8 protein-coding genes and 2 pseudogenes are annotated in these 14570 nt (G+C 55.8%); 6 read left to right on the top strand and 4 right to left on the bottom strand.

What is annotated here, in order from left to right; genetic code table 11:
• Positions 1–254 precede the first annotated feature (254 nt).
• From CIT39_RS08110 to CIT39_RS08095, 4 genes and pseudogenes are all read left to right on the top strand, one after another.
• Complete coding sequence (locus CIT39_RS08110; protein ID WP_244607542.1) at positions 255–1412, top strand: glycosyltransferase family 4 protein; 1158 nt, start codon at positions 255–257, stop codon at positions 1410–1412.
• A gap of 171 nt (positions 1413–1583) precedes the next feature.
• Entirely contained in the window at positions 1584–1784 is a 201-nt protein-coding gene (locus tag CIT39_RS08105) for a hypothetical protein (protein WP_094975882.1), read from the top strand.
• Between the two features lie 1102 nt (positions 1785–2886).
• Positions 2887–3824, top strand: a pseudogene (locus CIT39_RS08100) (IS630 family transposase).
• A 195-nt stretch (positions 3825–4019) separates the two neighbouring features.
• Positions 4020–4631: pseudogene (locus CIT39_RS08095) on the top strand (transposase); the annotation flags it as partial.
• 688 nt (positions 4632–5319) lie between these two features.
• Here the strand turns inward: CIT39_RS08095 and CIT39_RS08090 are convergent.
• On the bottom strand, positions 5320–7122 hold the full coding sequence (locus CIT39_RS08090; RefSeq protein ID WP_334273092.1) for a hypothetical protein: 1803 nt from the start codon (positions 7120–7122) through the stop codon (positions 5320–5322).
• A gap of 246 nt (positions 7123–7368) precedes the next feature.
• Here CIT39_RS08090 and CIT39_RS08085 point away from each other — a divergent pair, with 246 nt between their 5' ends.
• The gene (locus tag CIT39_RS08085; protein ID WP_094975885.1) at positions 7369–7833 is read left to right on the top strand and encodes a hypothetical protein; all 465 of its coding nucleotides are present in this window, start codon (positions 7369–7371) and stop codon (positions 7831–7833) included.
• Positions 7834–8118: 285 nt separating this feature from the next.
• Here the strand turns inward: CIT39_RS08085 and CIT39_RS08080 are convergent, their stop codons facing one another.
• Positions 8119–8517, bottom strand: a complete 399-nt coding sequence (locus tag CIT39_RS08080; RefSeq protein ID WP_181955141.1) for an H-NS histone family protein — start codon at positions 8515–8517, stop codon at positions 8119–8121.
• A 153-nt stretch (positions 8518–8670) separates the two neighbouring features.
• Positions 8671–10812 (bottom strand): type I secretion system permease/ATPase, encoded by a 2142-nt coding sequence (locus tag CIT39_RS08075; RefSeq protein ID WP_274542493.1) that lies wholly within the window; start codon positions 10810–10812, stop codon positions 8671–8673.
• Between the two features lie 228 nt (positions 10813–11040).
• Here CIT39_RS08075 and CIT39_RS08070 point away from each other — a divergent pair, with 228 nt between their 5' ends.
• The gene (locus CIT39_RS08070; RefSeq protein WP_094975891.1) at positions 11041–12468 is read left to right on the top strand and encodes an HlyD family type I secretion periplasmic adaptor subunit; all 1428 of its coding nucleotides are present in this window, start codon (positions 11041–11043) and stop codon (positions 12466–12468) included.
• Here the strand turns inward: CIT39_RS08070 and CIT39_RS08065 are convergent.
• Positions 12407–14545, bottom strand: coding sequence for a caspase family protein (locus tag CIT39_RS08065; protein WP_162308407.1), 2139 nt, complete (start codon positions 14543–14545; stop codon positions 12407–12409). The genes CIT39_RS08070 and CIT39_RS08065 overlap by 62 nt on opposite strands.
• Between the last annotated feature and the right edge of the window lie 25 nt (positions 14546–14570).

Here is a 14570-nt window from a genome sequence, read left to right as displayed (position 1 = left end):
TCGCCTATCGACATCTCGAGGGACTTTTATTGAATATCGTACGATTAACAGAGTTCGCAGCATGGCTTCCTCTCGGCGTGGCCGCATGCGGAGGGTTCTTTGCGGACTTATTGGACGCGCTTGGGCTTGTCGAAATCGATGTCGCGTCCCCGCTCGCGTCAGTCGGGCTACCTGGATTGCACCTGAAAGGCGCAGCCCGAGCTGATCGTCGCCCAGCAATCCGAGTGCTGCATTATATGGGCACGAATTTCGGCATGACCGGCGTTGAGACATTCATTCTACAATTAACCAGGGCCCAGATGCGTCGCGGACTTGCTCCAGCCATCGCGATGGAACTCAGCGATAGACAGGATGTTTTGAAGATCGCCAGCGAGCGCGGCATAGCCGTCTACGATCTCCCCGGTAGGCAAGCCTTCTTAAGCATCCTACCCCAGAAAGTCGCGACCGCACTGTTGCGCACACGGCGAATTCGATTTCTTTACAATCTGCTCAAAGAAAATGACGTATTGCATGTCCAGGCAGTTGGTCTTTCCTGCTTAGACGGCTTTCTTGCAGCGGCCCTCGCGGGCAAGCCGGTCATCGTCACTCATCATGGCACGTTGAGCTGGTTCGCCGCGCAGCGCGATCGGCTCGCAGACGTTACCTTCTGGATCGAGAAGAAAATCGCGTCAACAATCGTAATGCCCTATAAGGCCGCGCTTGCCGAATTGAACTCCGAGGGAGTGTCTGCCGCCCGATCCAGCGTCATCCCTTTCTGCGTTGACGAACAGCTATTCGCCAGCGCTTCGATGCCATCGACCGAGGACAATTTTAGACTTGCCCTCGTCGCCCGCATGGTCAGCGGCAAGGGTCATATCGAACTCTTGAATGCGCTCTCCAAGCTTGCACCACGTCATCCCAAACTTCGGGCCATGTTTATCGGCGATGGGCCGACACGAGGCCAGATTGAAGACAAGATCGACCGCCTCGGCTTACGGGAAATCGTCGAATGTAAGGGCAAGGTCGACCACCGCGCGGTGCCCGCGCTGGTGCGCAGCGCTCAAGTTATAGTGCTTCCCACGTATGAACCTGGAGAGATGTACCCACTTTGTCTTCTCGAAGGAATGGCGCTCGGCTTGCCAGCCATTGGTACACGATGGTCTGGTATTCCGGACATTATCGACGACGGTGTAAGCGGCATCATAGTAGAACCTAGGGATGAAGGCGGACTGGAAAAGGCAATCGAACACTTCATCACCGACACCGGCTTTCTCACACGAGCCAGTAAAGCTGCTTCCGCCAGGGTACGCTCTCGATTCACAGCCAGCATCGTGGCCGATAGCTATACGGATCTATATCGCGAAGCGATGTCGAGCCGCGTGCGGGTAACTTCACATCACATAAGAATTCGCCCACCCCGCAAACTGTCATAGGACCTTAGATCGAATCCTGGTGGAGCCTGGCCAACAGCGAGTATAATTTTGGCCCGAGTCTAAATATGCTACGTCCATATCCGGCCGCGCTGCCAGCGCGGGATCTCAAAGCTTTCAGCGCGTGGATCCCAATGCAAGGTGCGCTTACAAGGCTTTGGACACCAAAGCGAATTGTCGGGCGACCATTACGGCAAGACGAGCACGGTCTTCCCGCAACACGGCTTCCTGGTCGCTCGCATCGTGGCCATCGTGCTCAAGGACAACGACAAGCGTCTGGCGATCTTCGATAAGCTGACGCTGTCGAACAATATCGCGCTGCAACTCGCCAAGCATGCCGTCAATTTCACGCACGACCTCACTCCTGGAATTTAATGTTACTAGCCAAGGCTATTTAAATTTGAGTTAATTGATTTTGGCCAAAACGTTAAACGTTCGCCGACCAAGTTTCGATGTAAGCCTGTTTGGGCAACCAAGGGAAGGTTATCCCGGGAGTATGATTTCTCATTAATTTCCGAAAGCAGCAGTGAAGGCTATGACAATCGCGGCAGCCTCGGCTGCCGGGGCCATCCAATGTTCGGCGCGGGGGCGACCAAAAGGCACATGGGCACAGTGTGGTCAGTACGCCACCAAAGATATCTACAGCCCTGAATTTAACAGTCAGGGCTCTCGACCGGCTTCACATGCAAGGTTCAGAATAATCGCGATCTGACCGCGATAACCATGATCCGTTAGGTTAATTTGGACTTACCGTTGCAGGTTCGCTCGGCAGTTGCAAATGTAGCAGCGCCGTCCGCTTGACAAGAACAGCACCGGTTGGCGCGGAGAGCAGCTGTGATTGATTTTGAGACCGATCGCGAGACAATTTGGCTAATCACCGCATTCAAGGCCCTCGAGAGTTGGGGCATTCGCCGCACTTTTGTGACGCCGATAGAAGAGTTCGCGTGCAAGAATTACACGGCACCGGCGAGGCCGGCCAAACACGTTTGTAATTGATCATGTGGTGGCTCGCATTGGCAACAGTCATTTTGCTCGCGCTTGGTGCCGCGACGCTCGTCTATCTCGTTTACGCCGCCCTCCCCGAAGACGACCGATTATTCCCTTTCGATTGACGAAGCGCCGCTCAATCCATCCGATATATCGGCTTGCCAGATCGAGAAATCCAAGCCGGATTTCCCTGATGTGCATGCGCTCGTGTGCGCGATTTGTGCGCGGACTGAGAACCTACCAGCACCCTGACTGGGCATCGCAAACTGTCGGCTTGATACCTCCGGGACGGCCTAGATCAGCCTCTCATTGGCAAACCCAATATGGCAGAGGCCGTCCGGAGACTTCCCAACGGCTGTCGCTTTGTACTAGCAAACGCAGCAACGCTACCGCTTGCCTAAGGCGGGATGGGGTTAGGCTGAATCGAGTTGCGATTCCCAAATCGGTCTGTTTCCGATTCATCATGCTGGCTGGGCGGAGGCCAGCATGGATGGGCAAGCCTTATTCTTTGGATCTTCGCAAGCGGGTGGTGGCGACGATTGAGGGCGGAATGTCCCGCAATCGGGCCGCCAAGCAGTTTGGGGTGGCGATCAGCGAAGCGATCGGCTGGATGAAGCGGGTCGACGAGACCGGCAGCGTTGCTCCCGGCCAGGTGGGCGGTCACAAGCCGAAGGCGGTCTCGGGAGACCACGCGGTCTTGCTGTCGCAACGGATCAAGGACGGCGACTTCACCATACGCGGGCTCGTTGCCGAACTTGCCGGTCGCGGCCTGAAGGTCGACTATCACTCGGTGTGGGACTTCGTGCATGCCGAGAAGCTCAGCTTCAAAAAAGGCGTGGTGGCTGGCGAACGCGATCGTCCCGACGTGGCACGGCGGCGAGCCCAGTGGACAAAGTACCAAGGTCGCGTCGAGGCTGAGCGGTTGGTCTTCATCGACGAGACCTGGACCCGGACCGACATGGCGCCGTTGCGGGGATGGGCGCCGCGCGGGCACAGGCTCCCCGCCAAAGTCCCCCATGACCGCTGGAAAACCATGACCTTCCTGGCGGCCCTGCGCCATGACCGGATCGATGCGTCATGGTTCATCGAGGGACCAATCGATGGCGTGAGCTTCCGGATCTACGTCGAAAAGGTTCTCCTGCCGACCCTTCGTGCCGGCGACATCGTCGTCCTGGACAATCTCGGTAGCCACAGAAGCAGAGCCGTGCGCCAGCTCATCCGCCCTGCCGGAGCCAAGCTGATCTTCCTGCCAAAATACTGACCCGATCTGAACCCGATCGAACAGGTCTTTGCCAAGCTCAACATCTGCTCCGGAAAGCTGCCGCAAGAAGCGTCGATGCGGTCTGCGCCGCCATCGGCGAACTCCTTGGCGCATTTACATCACAAGAATGCGCGAACTACCTCAAGAACTCAGGCTATCGAAGCTAATGCCATCACGCTTTAGGCTATTCCATCACCTATTCTCCTATGATTTCGAGTCCCTAGGAGTTTCCAGTGACAAGCGACACATCGTGGTTGAAGCCATGCATCTGATCGCGAATCCGGAGAGGACGAGTGGATCTGCTCCCCTGAAACGCCCCCGGTTTTGAGTTAGGGTTCTGTTCTCCACCGAGGAGACAGACGATGCGTAAAGGCAGGTTCACGGAAGAGCAGATCGTAAAGGTCTTGAAGGAACATCCTGCCGGGATGTCGGCGAGCGATCTGTGCCGGAAGCACGGCATCAGCGATGCGACGTTTTACAAGTGGCGGTCGCGGTAAGGCGGGATGGAGATCTCCGACGCCCGCAAGCTGAAGACCTTGGAAGAGGAGAACCGGAAGCTCAAGTAGCTGCTGACGGAGTCGATGCTGGGCGGCTCGACACCCGCAGGAGATGCAAAAAACTTCTGACGCCCAGCTTGCGGAGACGAGCTGTGATCTGCGATCGATGAGAAAGGCTACTCGCAGCGGCGGGCCTGCAGGCTGGTTGGCCTGCAGCGAAGTCCTATTGCTATGCCTCGACACGGCCGGACGATGGACCGTTGTGGCGGCGGCTGAGGGAATGGCTTCGCAACGGCGCCGCTTCGGCTACCGTCGCGTGGGGCTGCTATTGGCTCGGCAAGCGATCCGGATCAATCGGAAGAAGCTTTACCGGCTTTTTACAAGGAGGAGCGGTTGACGGTGCGCAAGCGTGGTGGCCGCAAGCAGGCACTGGGCAGAAGGGCGCCGATGTCGATCCCGCAGGATCAGAACCTGCGGTAGTCGCTCGACTTCGGAGAATTGACTACAACACCAACCGACCGCACACGAGCCTCAACGGGCTCACGCCAACCGAGTTTGCAACCCGCCCCACTCAGGGGCAGAACCAGAACAGACTCTACTTATAAACGAGGGCAAACAGGGGAGCAGGTCAGTCAATGGGGCACGCGCGACGCCATAAAGCGCGATGGCATGGAAGTCGATGCGCCGTCACTCGCCTACTGCCCTCACGAGTGGATTAACGACGCCGGCTGCGTCCGAGATGTCAAATCTCATCAATGAAGTGTTCTCATGATGGCTCCCACCCTTCGCAGGGGTTGCCTTCCACCGATCGCCAAATCGTACGCGACAGTGGTCGCGGTGACCGCCGGACTCTCGAGCTGAGAAACCAGCTCGCGAAGCCCCTTCACCTTCCTATAGCGGGAGGCGAGCCCTTCGTTGAGCCAATCTCCTAGTTGGTTCGATTTCTTAAAGCTCTTCATCTCAAAGGTCCGATTGTCGAGGCAATGATAGCCATTCTGAGCAACACGATCACGATCGTCTTCGCTGAACTCACCGTACACCGTCGCCCGTCCAGGACAAATGAACTTGAAAATTAATCTTGATGTCCGCTCAGCGGGTTAACGTACCTATGGATTTGCGGGCTTCCTCCAGCTCTTGGGCGTGAGCGTTGCCCGGTCACGAACAATCAGGTCGAGGCAATGGCGGCCGAACCTGCCTGCGTCAGGATGGGCTGTCCATCCGACAACTCGGCCAAGCCCATGTCGAGCAGCGTCTGAAAAACGTGCTGGTCCAGTGGGAACAAACCTAAGCGCTTGGCCCTGATATCCCTCAACGCCCACCGCAGGACAATTGCACGCTCTCGATCTGCCGGCGCCGCCCAAACGTTTTCTTCGAATATTGCTTTGTGCGGGGATGCCTCCGAGAGCCACGCGAGGTCCTCAGCGTCGCTTGCGGCATTCGCCGCACGCGGTTGCGTAATACCCACTGCGCGCATCTTATCGACGTGTTGGACCAGGGCCAGCTCAGCCTCAACGGGTTCCATTGCCGACGAAGTTGGGGCCGACCTCAATCTCGGCAAAGCAATTGCTTCTGCAATCGGCGGATCTTGAACGACTGTTTTCGTCGCCTCACCATCGGAGAGCATTAAGCTGTCCCATTTTTGAGTCTCAATTGAAGATAGAACAGCAAAGGTCGAGAGCAGCGCAGTCGATTCTTCTGGAAGCACCTCACCGATTGAAGAAGCACTTCGCCGCGCAAAAGGGTGATCACGCGAGTCGAGGCCATCTGAGCCCGGAGAGACCAATTTGCTAACGTCGTCGCCCCCTTCAGGCGCGGATGGAGAGTAACCGCCAGCAATTGGGTCCGCATCGGCCTCCTCAGCCGGTGTCGACGAAACGGCATAGGGCGGTGCGGATACGGCGAGAGCCGATTCAGCCGAATAGATTGCCGGTGGATCAAAGTGTTCAGACTCCGGATCGCCCCCAATTGCTGACTTCGTCTCCGAATTGAGCACCGAAATTAGAACATGGAATGCCTCACTCGCTTCCGGCAAAACAAGATCGGTTTCGGCATCACCTGCCAAAGCAATGTGGTCTCCAAGATCGGCCGGGTAAGCCTCAGAACTTTTCTGCAACAACGTGTCTAAGGGTATGCCTGATCGATCAGCAACTATATTCCGAGCCGGAGCAGTGCTCGACGCAACGGGAGCCGATGGAGGCAAATAAACTGTCTCGTTCGCCGGGAAGCAAGAGCTAGGAACATCGCCCAAGATCGGCTGGTTGTCAGGATAGACATCAGGCCCATCATCCTCGAGCGGAGCGCGCACCTCCTGCGAGCTGGCCTCAAGCAGCCCGAAAGGCGCTTCAACTATCGTTACCGACTCTACGTCAATCAGCGAAGGGTGAGCAGTTTTTTCTTCGGGGTGATCTGTCGGCACCCATTCGTTAACGGCATCGACTCTGGCCGCCAGTGCCACCTCGATGTTGACCACAAGAACGGGTCTTGCATTCCCGATAAGCTGGCCTTCGTTCGCTTGCGATGAAGCTAATTCAGGCTCGACGCTTGGCTCTATTTGCGAATGAGGGGTTATCGTAGACGGATCACCATAAGTTTCGTCTCCCGTAGCAACGGGTGAAAGTATCTCATCGTCATCAGCCTTCGTCTGGAGAAGAGCATCGCCTTCCGCCAAAGAATAAAGCCTGTGATCGTCAGAATTCGGATGTCTCGCTTCGGCGGACTCTTCTTTGACGGACTCGCCCTCCGTAAAGGCTGACTTACCCACATCCGACGCTGTATCGTCATACGTTACGGACTCATTTGTCAATCTGAGCGGTTCGTCGAGCAGGCGTCGAAATTCTTCAACGTTCCAATCGACGGGGTCAATTTCCGGCACCTCAAACCTTTTGCTGGAATTTTCGAAACGACTCTGCGCATTAAAGCGGCCAAGGACTTTTCCGACGAGATTTCGTTTAAAGGAAAATAGCGCCATTCGCCCTACTCAAATACCGTCGCAAATGATAATCGAAGTCCCAACTGCGCCTTTGCCTCTGCCCCAAAGGGGAGGTTTTTTATCGCGCCGCTGGCACGAGACAAATTGAAATATAACTATATAAAGTCCTCAGAGAATTAGTTAAATGGACAAAGCATAAAATTCTGAGATTGGAGCCTATAACCGCAAATTAAATTCGGATTTTCAGAATGTGCGGTGCCAAGACCCCTTCATCTGGGACAACGTATGGACGCGCTCATCAATGTGGGCCAATTCTTGGCGGCGACTTTGGTATTGGCGGCGATCCACTTCCCGCTGGAGATCACGCGAAGCCTGCTGAACTTTGGCGTAGCGCCCGTAGCGCGATATGCGCGAGGTCAGAAAACCCGGAAAATCGCTATGGAGGTTGCACAGACTCGCGAAAGACTTGCCTATCTCATTGATGAAGGGCAAGTGCTCCTGGCGAGACTTCGTGATTCAGACAGGGATACCGACGCCTGCCGATCCCACAAACGAGCGTGGACAGCGCAGGTCGAAGAATTCCTGAGCAGCGACTTTGGCAACGCCTATGTGAGTCGTTTTCAAGCGAGACCAATCGTCGACCTAGATGGAATTGCCGGCGTTCCGCCGGAGCGATTGTCGGACTGGAAAGATCTGAGAGACGCCGTATCCAATCTGAAATTGTTCGGCACAGAGCTGCAGTTAGCATAGCGCGACGAGCATCAGCTTAGTCTAGCGCGACGAGCATCAGCCGCGCTTTCTGCTCAAGCAGTCCTGCATGAGCGGCAACGGAACCGTCCAGAGCGGCCAGCCCTCACGCTCTTACGGCGCTTGCCTATCACGCTGAGGCAGGAACAACATGGGCTGCTATCGCGGCCCATCGCTTTCCAGACTCCGGAGCAGTACGCGGAATGGACCGCATGAAGCAATTACAGATATAAGATTAAATGATGTTCTATCAGAGGTAGTGACCTGGCAACCGCAGGCCTAGCGGTCTCAAACGCGGGAGGCGTGTCCCTTTTGCCGACGATCGCCAGACTTCCGCTTGGCGGCTCCAGACTGAGAGATCGCGAATTCTTCAATTTGGCGACCTGTTTTCAAAGCTGCCACCAACCAACGCGGCTGCTTTCCTCGGCCGGACCAAGTTTCGGTCGGGGAGTTCGGATTACGGTATTTCGGCAGTACTTGCGGATACTTACGGCGGATGCGCTCCAAGTCGGAGGAGGATTGCGCATTCGCATGCCGAGCGTCATTCTCCCGGCGCAGTTGCGCAAGACGCTTCTCCAACTCCCGCTTTTCGGTTGTAAGACGCATTGATAAAACCCGCCCGATCTCCTCGTGCAGATGCCACAACTCATCGACTGACATGTTATCGAAGTTCAACTTGTGGGCCATCAAGATCGTCTCGGTTTAGAATCGCAGCAACGCGCAAACATTGCATTGAAGTCATGACGCATTTCAGGCGGCGCTGCAAGGACTTCTCAGATAGTGCGATAAAACCAACTGCTTCGATCTCCAGCAACAATTGCTAACGATCACTAACGATTGCTACCGAACTTCCTGAATGTCTGACTGCATTCGATGAAGCGCGGCATAGCGCCCCCCACTCGTGATCAGCTCGTCGTGAGTTCCGTCTTCGACCAAGCGACCGCGATCGATGGTAAATATTCGATTTGCCCGCCGCACGGTTGAGAGGCGATGAGCGATAATGAATACCGTCCGGCCTTGCGCGATCCGGCGCATGTTGTCCTGGATGATGCGCTCGCTTTCATAGTCGAGCGCACTCGTCGCTTCGTCGAAAATGAGAATGCGCGGATTTGTCACAAGAGCGCGCGCGATGGCAATTCGCTGTCGCTGTCCGCCCGATAGACTCGTACCGCGTTCTCCCACGACCGTATCATACCCCTCCTGAAGTTCGAGAATGAATTCGTGAGCGCCTGCTAGTTTTGCGGCCTCCACGACCCGTTCGATCGACATGCTAGGATCTGACAACGCGATATTGTCTCGAATGGACTGATTGAAAAGAACGCTCTCCTGCAACACGGCACCGATCTGCCGACGCAACCAAGACGTGTCGACCATGGATATGTCGACGCCATCAATCAGTATTCTACCGCTCTCTGGAATGAACAAGCGTTGAACCAGCTTGGCGACGGTGCTCTTACCTGAACCGGAAGGCCCAACAATGCCGATCACCTGCCCGGCGGAAATATCGAAACTAACCTTGTGCAGCACCTCGGGTCCGTCGGGACGATAACGAAAAACGACCCGGTCGAAACTGACGTCTCCCTTGATGGCGGGCAATGCCGAGCGAGCCGGATTGAATCTGGGCTCAGGCGGAGTGTTGAGAATATCGCCGAGACGATCCACCGATATCTGTGCCTGGTGGAAGTCCTGCCAGATCTGCACGAGACGCAAGATCGGCTGACTCACGCGGCCCGCAAGTATGTTGAACGCAACGAGTTCGCCGACCGTCAGGTCGCCCGCGATCACAAGGCGAGCTCCAAAATACAGGATGCCGGCTGTCACGAGCTTATTAACGAATTGAACGCTGTTACTTGCATAGTTGCCAAGCCGGAGAACCCTGAAACTCGCAGCTACATACCCCGCCAGCTGCTCCTCCCAACGTCTTTGCATCTGCGGTTCGATCGCCATCGCCTTCAAAGTATCGACGCCATTGACGCATTCGACAAGAAAAGCCTGGTTCTCAGCACCACGTTTGAATTTTTCGTCGAGCAAATATCGAAATCGCGGCGTTGCCCCGACAGAGATCAATATGTAGAGGGGGAATCCGGCGACGACGATTCCCGTGAGGAGCGGCGAATAGCAAAGCATGACGCCCAAAAAAACAAAGGTGAAAAAAAGATCGATAACCAGCGTCAGGGCCGAGCTCGTAAGGAAGTTTCGAATGTTCTCGAGCTCACGCACACGGGCCACGGAATCGCCCACCCGCCTGACCTGGAAATATGCGGTCGGCAACGCAAGCAGGTGCTGAAACAGCCTCGCTCCGAGTTCGACATCGATACGATTGGTCGCATGTGAAAAGAGGTAAGTACGCAGGATGCTAAGAATAGTCTCGAACAGACCTATCCCAACGAGCCCGATTGCAAGCACATCCAGGGTGCTGAGACTTCGTTGCACTAGCACCTTGTCGATAACCGCTTGAAAAAACAGCGGCGATGCGAGACCGAGGAGCTGGAGGAAGAAGGATCCGATGAGCACCTCATAGAGTTGAGCGCGGTATTTATGAATTGCCCCGAGAAACCAAGACAAATCAAAACGGCGCGTTAGCTCTGTCAAGCTCGCACGCTTCGTCATGAGAACGAGACGCCCGTCCCATATGGCTTCCAGATCGGCCCTCGTCATCAATTCAGGCCGGGGCGTCCTGGTTGACTGAGCGACGACCTTGTCATCGCCGATCTTGCCAAGGAGAAGAAACCCACCGTCTTTGAGTGCGGCGATCGCAGGCAGAGGCGTTTTGAGTAGCCGCCCCCAATCCGTCTTCAGTTCACGTGCTTTGAGACCAAACTCTCTTGCGCAACGCACCATTTCAGCGGTGCCTACGTCTGACATGCCGCAATGGTGTCGTATTTGCACAGGGTCCGCACTGACCCCATGAAAGCGTAGCAGCATCGCCAGTGCTATGAGACCAGGATCATTGTGACCCGGCATGTCCGAATGTACGGTCATTATTTGCCCTGTTGGCAGCCCGCGCCATCATCCGGCGCCGACCTTAAATGATATTTCTTATTGGTAAACTTACAGCCATATTCCGGCGACGATTTGGCACGCGAATTTCCCAAAATATCCCCATTTGGCAGAGAAGCTGCATTATTCTCAAAGCCCGGGCTCGGGCAAAAAACGGATTCGTTGTAGGTTGATCAGAAATATGCAATAAATTCATGGGATTAGATGAAAATGAAGTCAACTTCGAAATTGCTGCCATTCCCGACCGCTCCCAAGCCGCGTAATCACGAAGAACTCGAGTTTCTGCCGGCAGCGCTCGAAATTGTTGAAACGCCCCCCTCGCCGCTTGGGCGCGCGATAGGGGCAACGATACTCGCGATGCTCGTCCTGGGCCTCGCATGGTCGGCTTTCGGCCGAGTTGACATAGTGGCAACCGCGACTGGTAAAGTTATCCCGACGGGTCGCAGTAAGATCATCCAACCCTTTGAAACGGGCGTACTGCGCTCTATTCGCGTTTCTGAGGGCGAATTCGTCAAGTCTGGTCAAACGTTGATCGAACTCGATCCGACAATTAATGACGGCGAGATCAATCATCTCCAGAGTGACCTCCAATCTGCCCAACTCGATACGGCAAGATTGAGGGCGGCACTTGCAGATACGGATGATCCTCTGGGGGCTTTCCATCCTCCGGCGACAGCCAGCCCAGATCGGGTGGCCATGCAGCGTCAGTTTCTGATTGCGCAAGTCTCAGAGCACCGAGCCAAGATTGCTTCGCTGGACGGTCAGAAAGCGCAGAAGGAAGCTGCGCTGGCAAGTATTTCTGCGACGATCAGCAAACTCGATGCAATTATTCCAACCATTGAAGAGCGCGTAAACATTCGCAAGAACCTCAATGAGTTCGGATCGAGACTGCAGTATTTCGAGGTCCTGCAGCAATTGACTGAGAGCCAGCAGGAACGATTGGTTCAAAAGAGTCATGTCGCCGAAATGCAAGCCGCGATCACGACAATATTGGAAACACGCTCGCAGACCAAGGCTGAGTATCGTCGAATCTTGTTAGCGGAGCTTGCGGAAGCTGAAAGAAAAGCCGCGGGTTTTACCGCCGATCTTTCGAAGGCTGAACAGCGGGCCAAGCTGCAATCGCTGACCGCGCCCGTATCCGGCACGGTTCAACAACTGGCCGTTCATACGATCGGCGGTGTGGTAACTCCCGCGCAAGCGCTGATGGTCATCGTGCCCGTCGATAGCAGCTTGGAGATTGAGGCCTCCGTAAACAATCGGGACATTGGTTTCATTCATACGGGCGACGAGGTCGCGATCAAGGTAGACACCTTCGATTTCACGAGGTACGGCCTTCTTCATGGAAGGGTCTTGAGCATCTCTTCCGACTCTGTCACGCGCGACGTGTCTGGCGAAAAGACAGCAGACAAGCAGGCAACAGGATCCATGAACACAACCAGCGAGCCAAAGGGCCAAGAAATGACCTACGTAGCTCGCATTTCGGTACCGGACCCTCATCTTCAGATCGACGACAGGATCGTTAGCCTGTCGCCGGGAATGGCGATTACCGCCGAAATCAAGACTGGGTCGCGCCGAATTATCGGCTACTTGTTGTCGCCGCTGATGAAGTACCGGCAGGAGAGCCTTCGCGAGCGGTAATCGACCTTGAAGTCGGAGTAGGGCCGGAAGAACGCGGACGCAACGCAACTGCTGCTCCAGCAGTTGCTTGGGACTGCCGAACTGCCAGACCTGCGCCGGAGACGGCCATGGACTTCGATGGCGTGGGCTCAGACATCTTTGGCTCGTTGGACACCGAACGCCGCGCGGGCTTGCCAGGTCGCGCAAGCGGCAGTGGGATGGCCGCATCTGGTGTCAACATCACCCACCGTCGCCCCCTTTGCGCCAGCGCCGTGGGGACCGGTAGGGCGTGATCGGACTGGGCCAAGGCCCCCGTCCACAATGGCTCAACGATCGATAGCATAATCCGATCTGACGATATCGGCTCCTGGCTTGCCCACGCCGGCAGCTTCCCTGGCTCGGAAGTTGTGCCAACAGGAACAATTTTGGCTGTTGCGCGAAGCGAGTCCAAATTTGCCCAAAAGGGCAGTTTGTCCGAGCCAAAGGAGCCAAGCACCTCGGGCACCGCGGGTGCAACACTCTTGTTGTCTAACTCGCTAGTCAGCCCTGCCCTGGTCGCAACGGAGGTGGGCCGAGCCGAAGGCAGATCGGCCCTTACCGGGCGCTCATCAATTGATGGCCTCATCTGTGTCGTATCGAAACCAAGAGGGCTATCACGCTGTCCAACGGGGGGCGGCTCTGCAGGCAGAGCGGGTATTGGTGGAGGCATCGTCACCGGCAGGTCATGAGCGGTGGAGAGAGCAGTTGCCGACCGAAAGGCAAATTCCAGGGGATCCCCTATGATCTCCCGCAGTCCCGATCTCGGCTCAGGCAAGAACGAGGTTTCAGCAAGAGACGGTGCGGACCGTTCGCTGTAGACAAGCTCATCTGGTAACGGCGAAGGGATATCGTATTCCTGCCTCCTAAACTTCGCGGGCAACCCCATCGATGCGCCCAGCTTCTCAAGCCGACGACGGGCATCCGCCCCATGGGCACCGTTTGGATATCGCTCTAGATAGGTCCAGTAGGCCTCCGGTATATCTGCTTCGCAAGTCCGCTTCCAGGTGATCACCTCGCGTCGCACTGAAAGCATCGCCAAAACTCTCTTACCAAGCGGGTCACGCCCATGGACAGCGAGGAAATCGGCATAAGCGTCAAAGGTGTCTCGAACCAAGGCTGCGAAGTAAGCCTCTTGTGGGTCCAGACTGGCCATCGTTTGGGAACGTATCCAGGTTTCACGTTCAAGCAAATGACCAGGTTGCGGTTGGCCGACCGGGCGTTCAACCAGTATAGGTTGTTGCTCGAAATTCGAGGTGTGCCAAGGCACCTGTGCACCGTTTGTCAATTCATGGACGCGCAAGCGGACACGAAGAAAAGTTTCGGATGGCGTAAAACCCGCCTCCTTGATCATCCCCGCAACGACTCTAGCGTACGGCCCATAGCCTTGCGCTGCATCCGCCGAGATCACACCGGGCGCCGCATTGAACGCGACCAGGGTGTTGGCTCCAGATTCAGGCCAAGCGAGCCCGGCTGCAAGCGGTACGGCGTTGAGAACAAATGGACTCTGCCGGGCGGCGTCGAGAATTATGATCGAAGCTTTCGATCGAAGCGTCGCCAGCTTTTGCGTGAGATTGGAAAGTCGCACGCCATAGTAGCGAGAATCCGACGCTTCAGTGATTTTCGCGTCGATTGGCAGGAGATAATTCTCTCCTTCGAGCTGCACACCATACCCGCCAAAATACACGAAAGCGATCGAACCCGGTCCCGCCTTGCTGAGCGTTTCCAAAAACTCATCGAAGACTTGACGAAGTGCGTCTTGTTTTAAATCGCGGGCATGAACGACCTCAAATCCCGCAGTCTGGAGTGTTCGAGTGATCAGTTCGGCGTCATTTGCCGGTGTGGCGAGCGGGTGCGCCTCGTAAGATGCGTTCCCAACGACAAGAGCAAGGCGCCTCTCAGACGCGGTCGCACTGGCTGGCGGCTGTACCCCGGCAACAAGAAGGGCTAGCAGAAACAATATTTTCAAGTATGGGCGCTTATCGGTTTTAGCGCCTACAGGCTGCAGCATTGCCATAAACGCAATCAACCACAAGCGGCATGTCAGATTGTCGAGCAGCATAATTGGCCGTTCCGAACGCCTGCCC

This window comes from Bradyrhizobium symbiodeficiens, assembly GCF_002266465.3.
Lineage (GTDB): Bacteria > Pseudomonadota > Alphaproteobacteria > Rhizobiales > Xanthobacteraceae > Bradyrhizobium > Bradyrhizobium symbiodeficiens.
The sequence above is the reverse complement of the archived record's forward strand: the minus strand, read 5'-3'. Positions and strand labels throughout refer to the sequence as shown.

Excerpts from the sequence above, each read along its gene's own strand:
- CIT39_RS08110 (WP_244607542.1), top strand. The coding sequence starts at position 255 with ATGACCGGCGTTGAGACATTCATTCTACAATTAACCAGGGCCCAGATG.
- CIT39_RS08090 (WP_334273092.1), bottom strand. The coding sequence starts at position 7,122 with ATGGCGCTATTTTCCTTTAAACGAAATCTCGTCGGAAAAGTCCTTGGC.
- CIT39_RS08085 (WP_094975885.1), top strand. The coding sequence starts at position 7,369 with ATGGACGCGCTCATCAATGTGGGCCAATTCTTGGCGGCGACTTTGGTA.
- CIT39_RS08080 (WP_181955141.1), bottom strand. The coding sequence starts at position 8,517 with ATGGCCCACAAGTTGAACTTCGATAACATGTCAGTCGATGAGTTGTGG.
- CIT39_RS08075 (WP_274542493.1), bottom strand. The coding sequence starts at position 10,812 with ATGACCGTACATTCGGACATGCCGGGTCACAATGATCCTGGTCTCATA.
- CIT39_RS08070 (WP_094975891.1), top strand. The coding sequence starts at position 11,041 with ATGAAGTCAACTTCGAAATTGCTGCCATTCCCGACCGCTCCCAAGCCG.
- CIT39_RS08065 (WP_162308407.1), bottom strand. The coding sequence starts at position 14,545 with ATGCTGCTCGACAATCTGACATGCCGCTTGTGGTTGATTGCGTTTATG.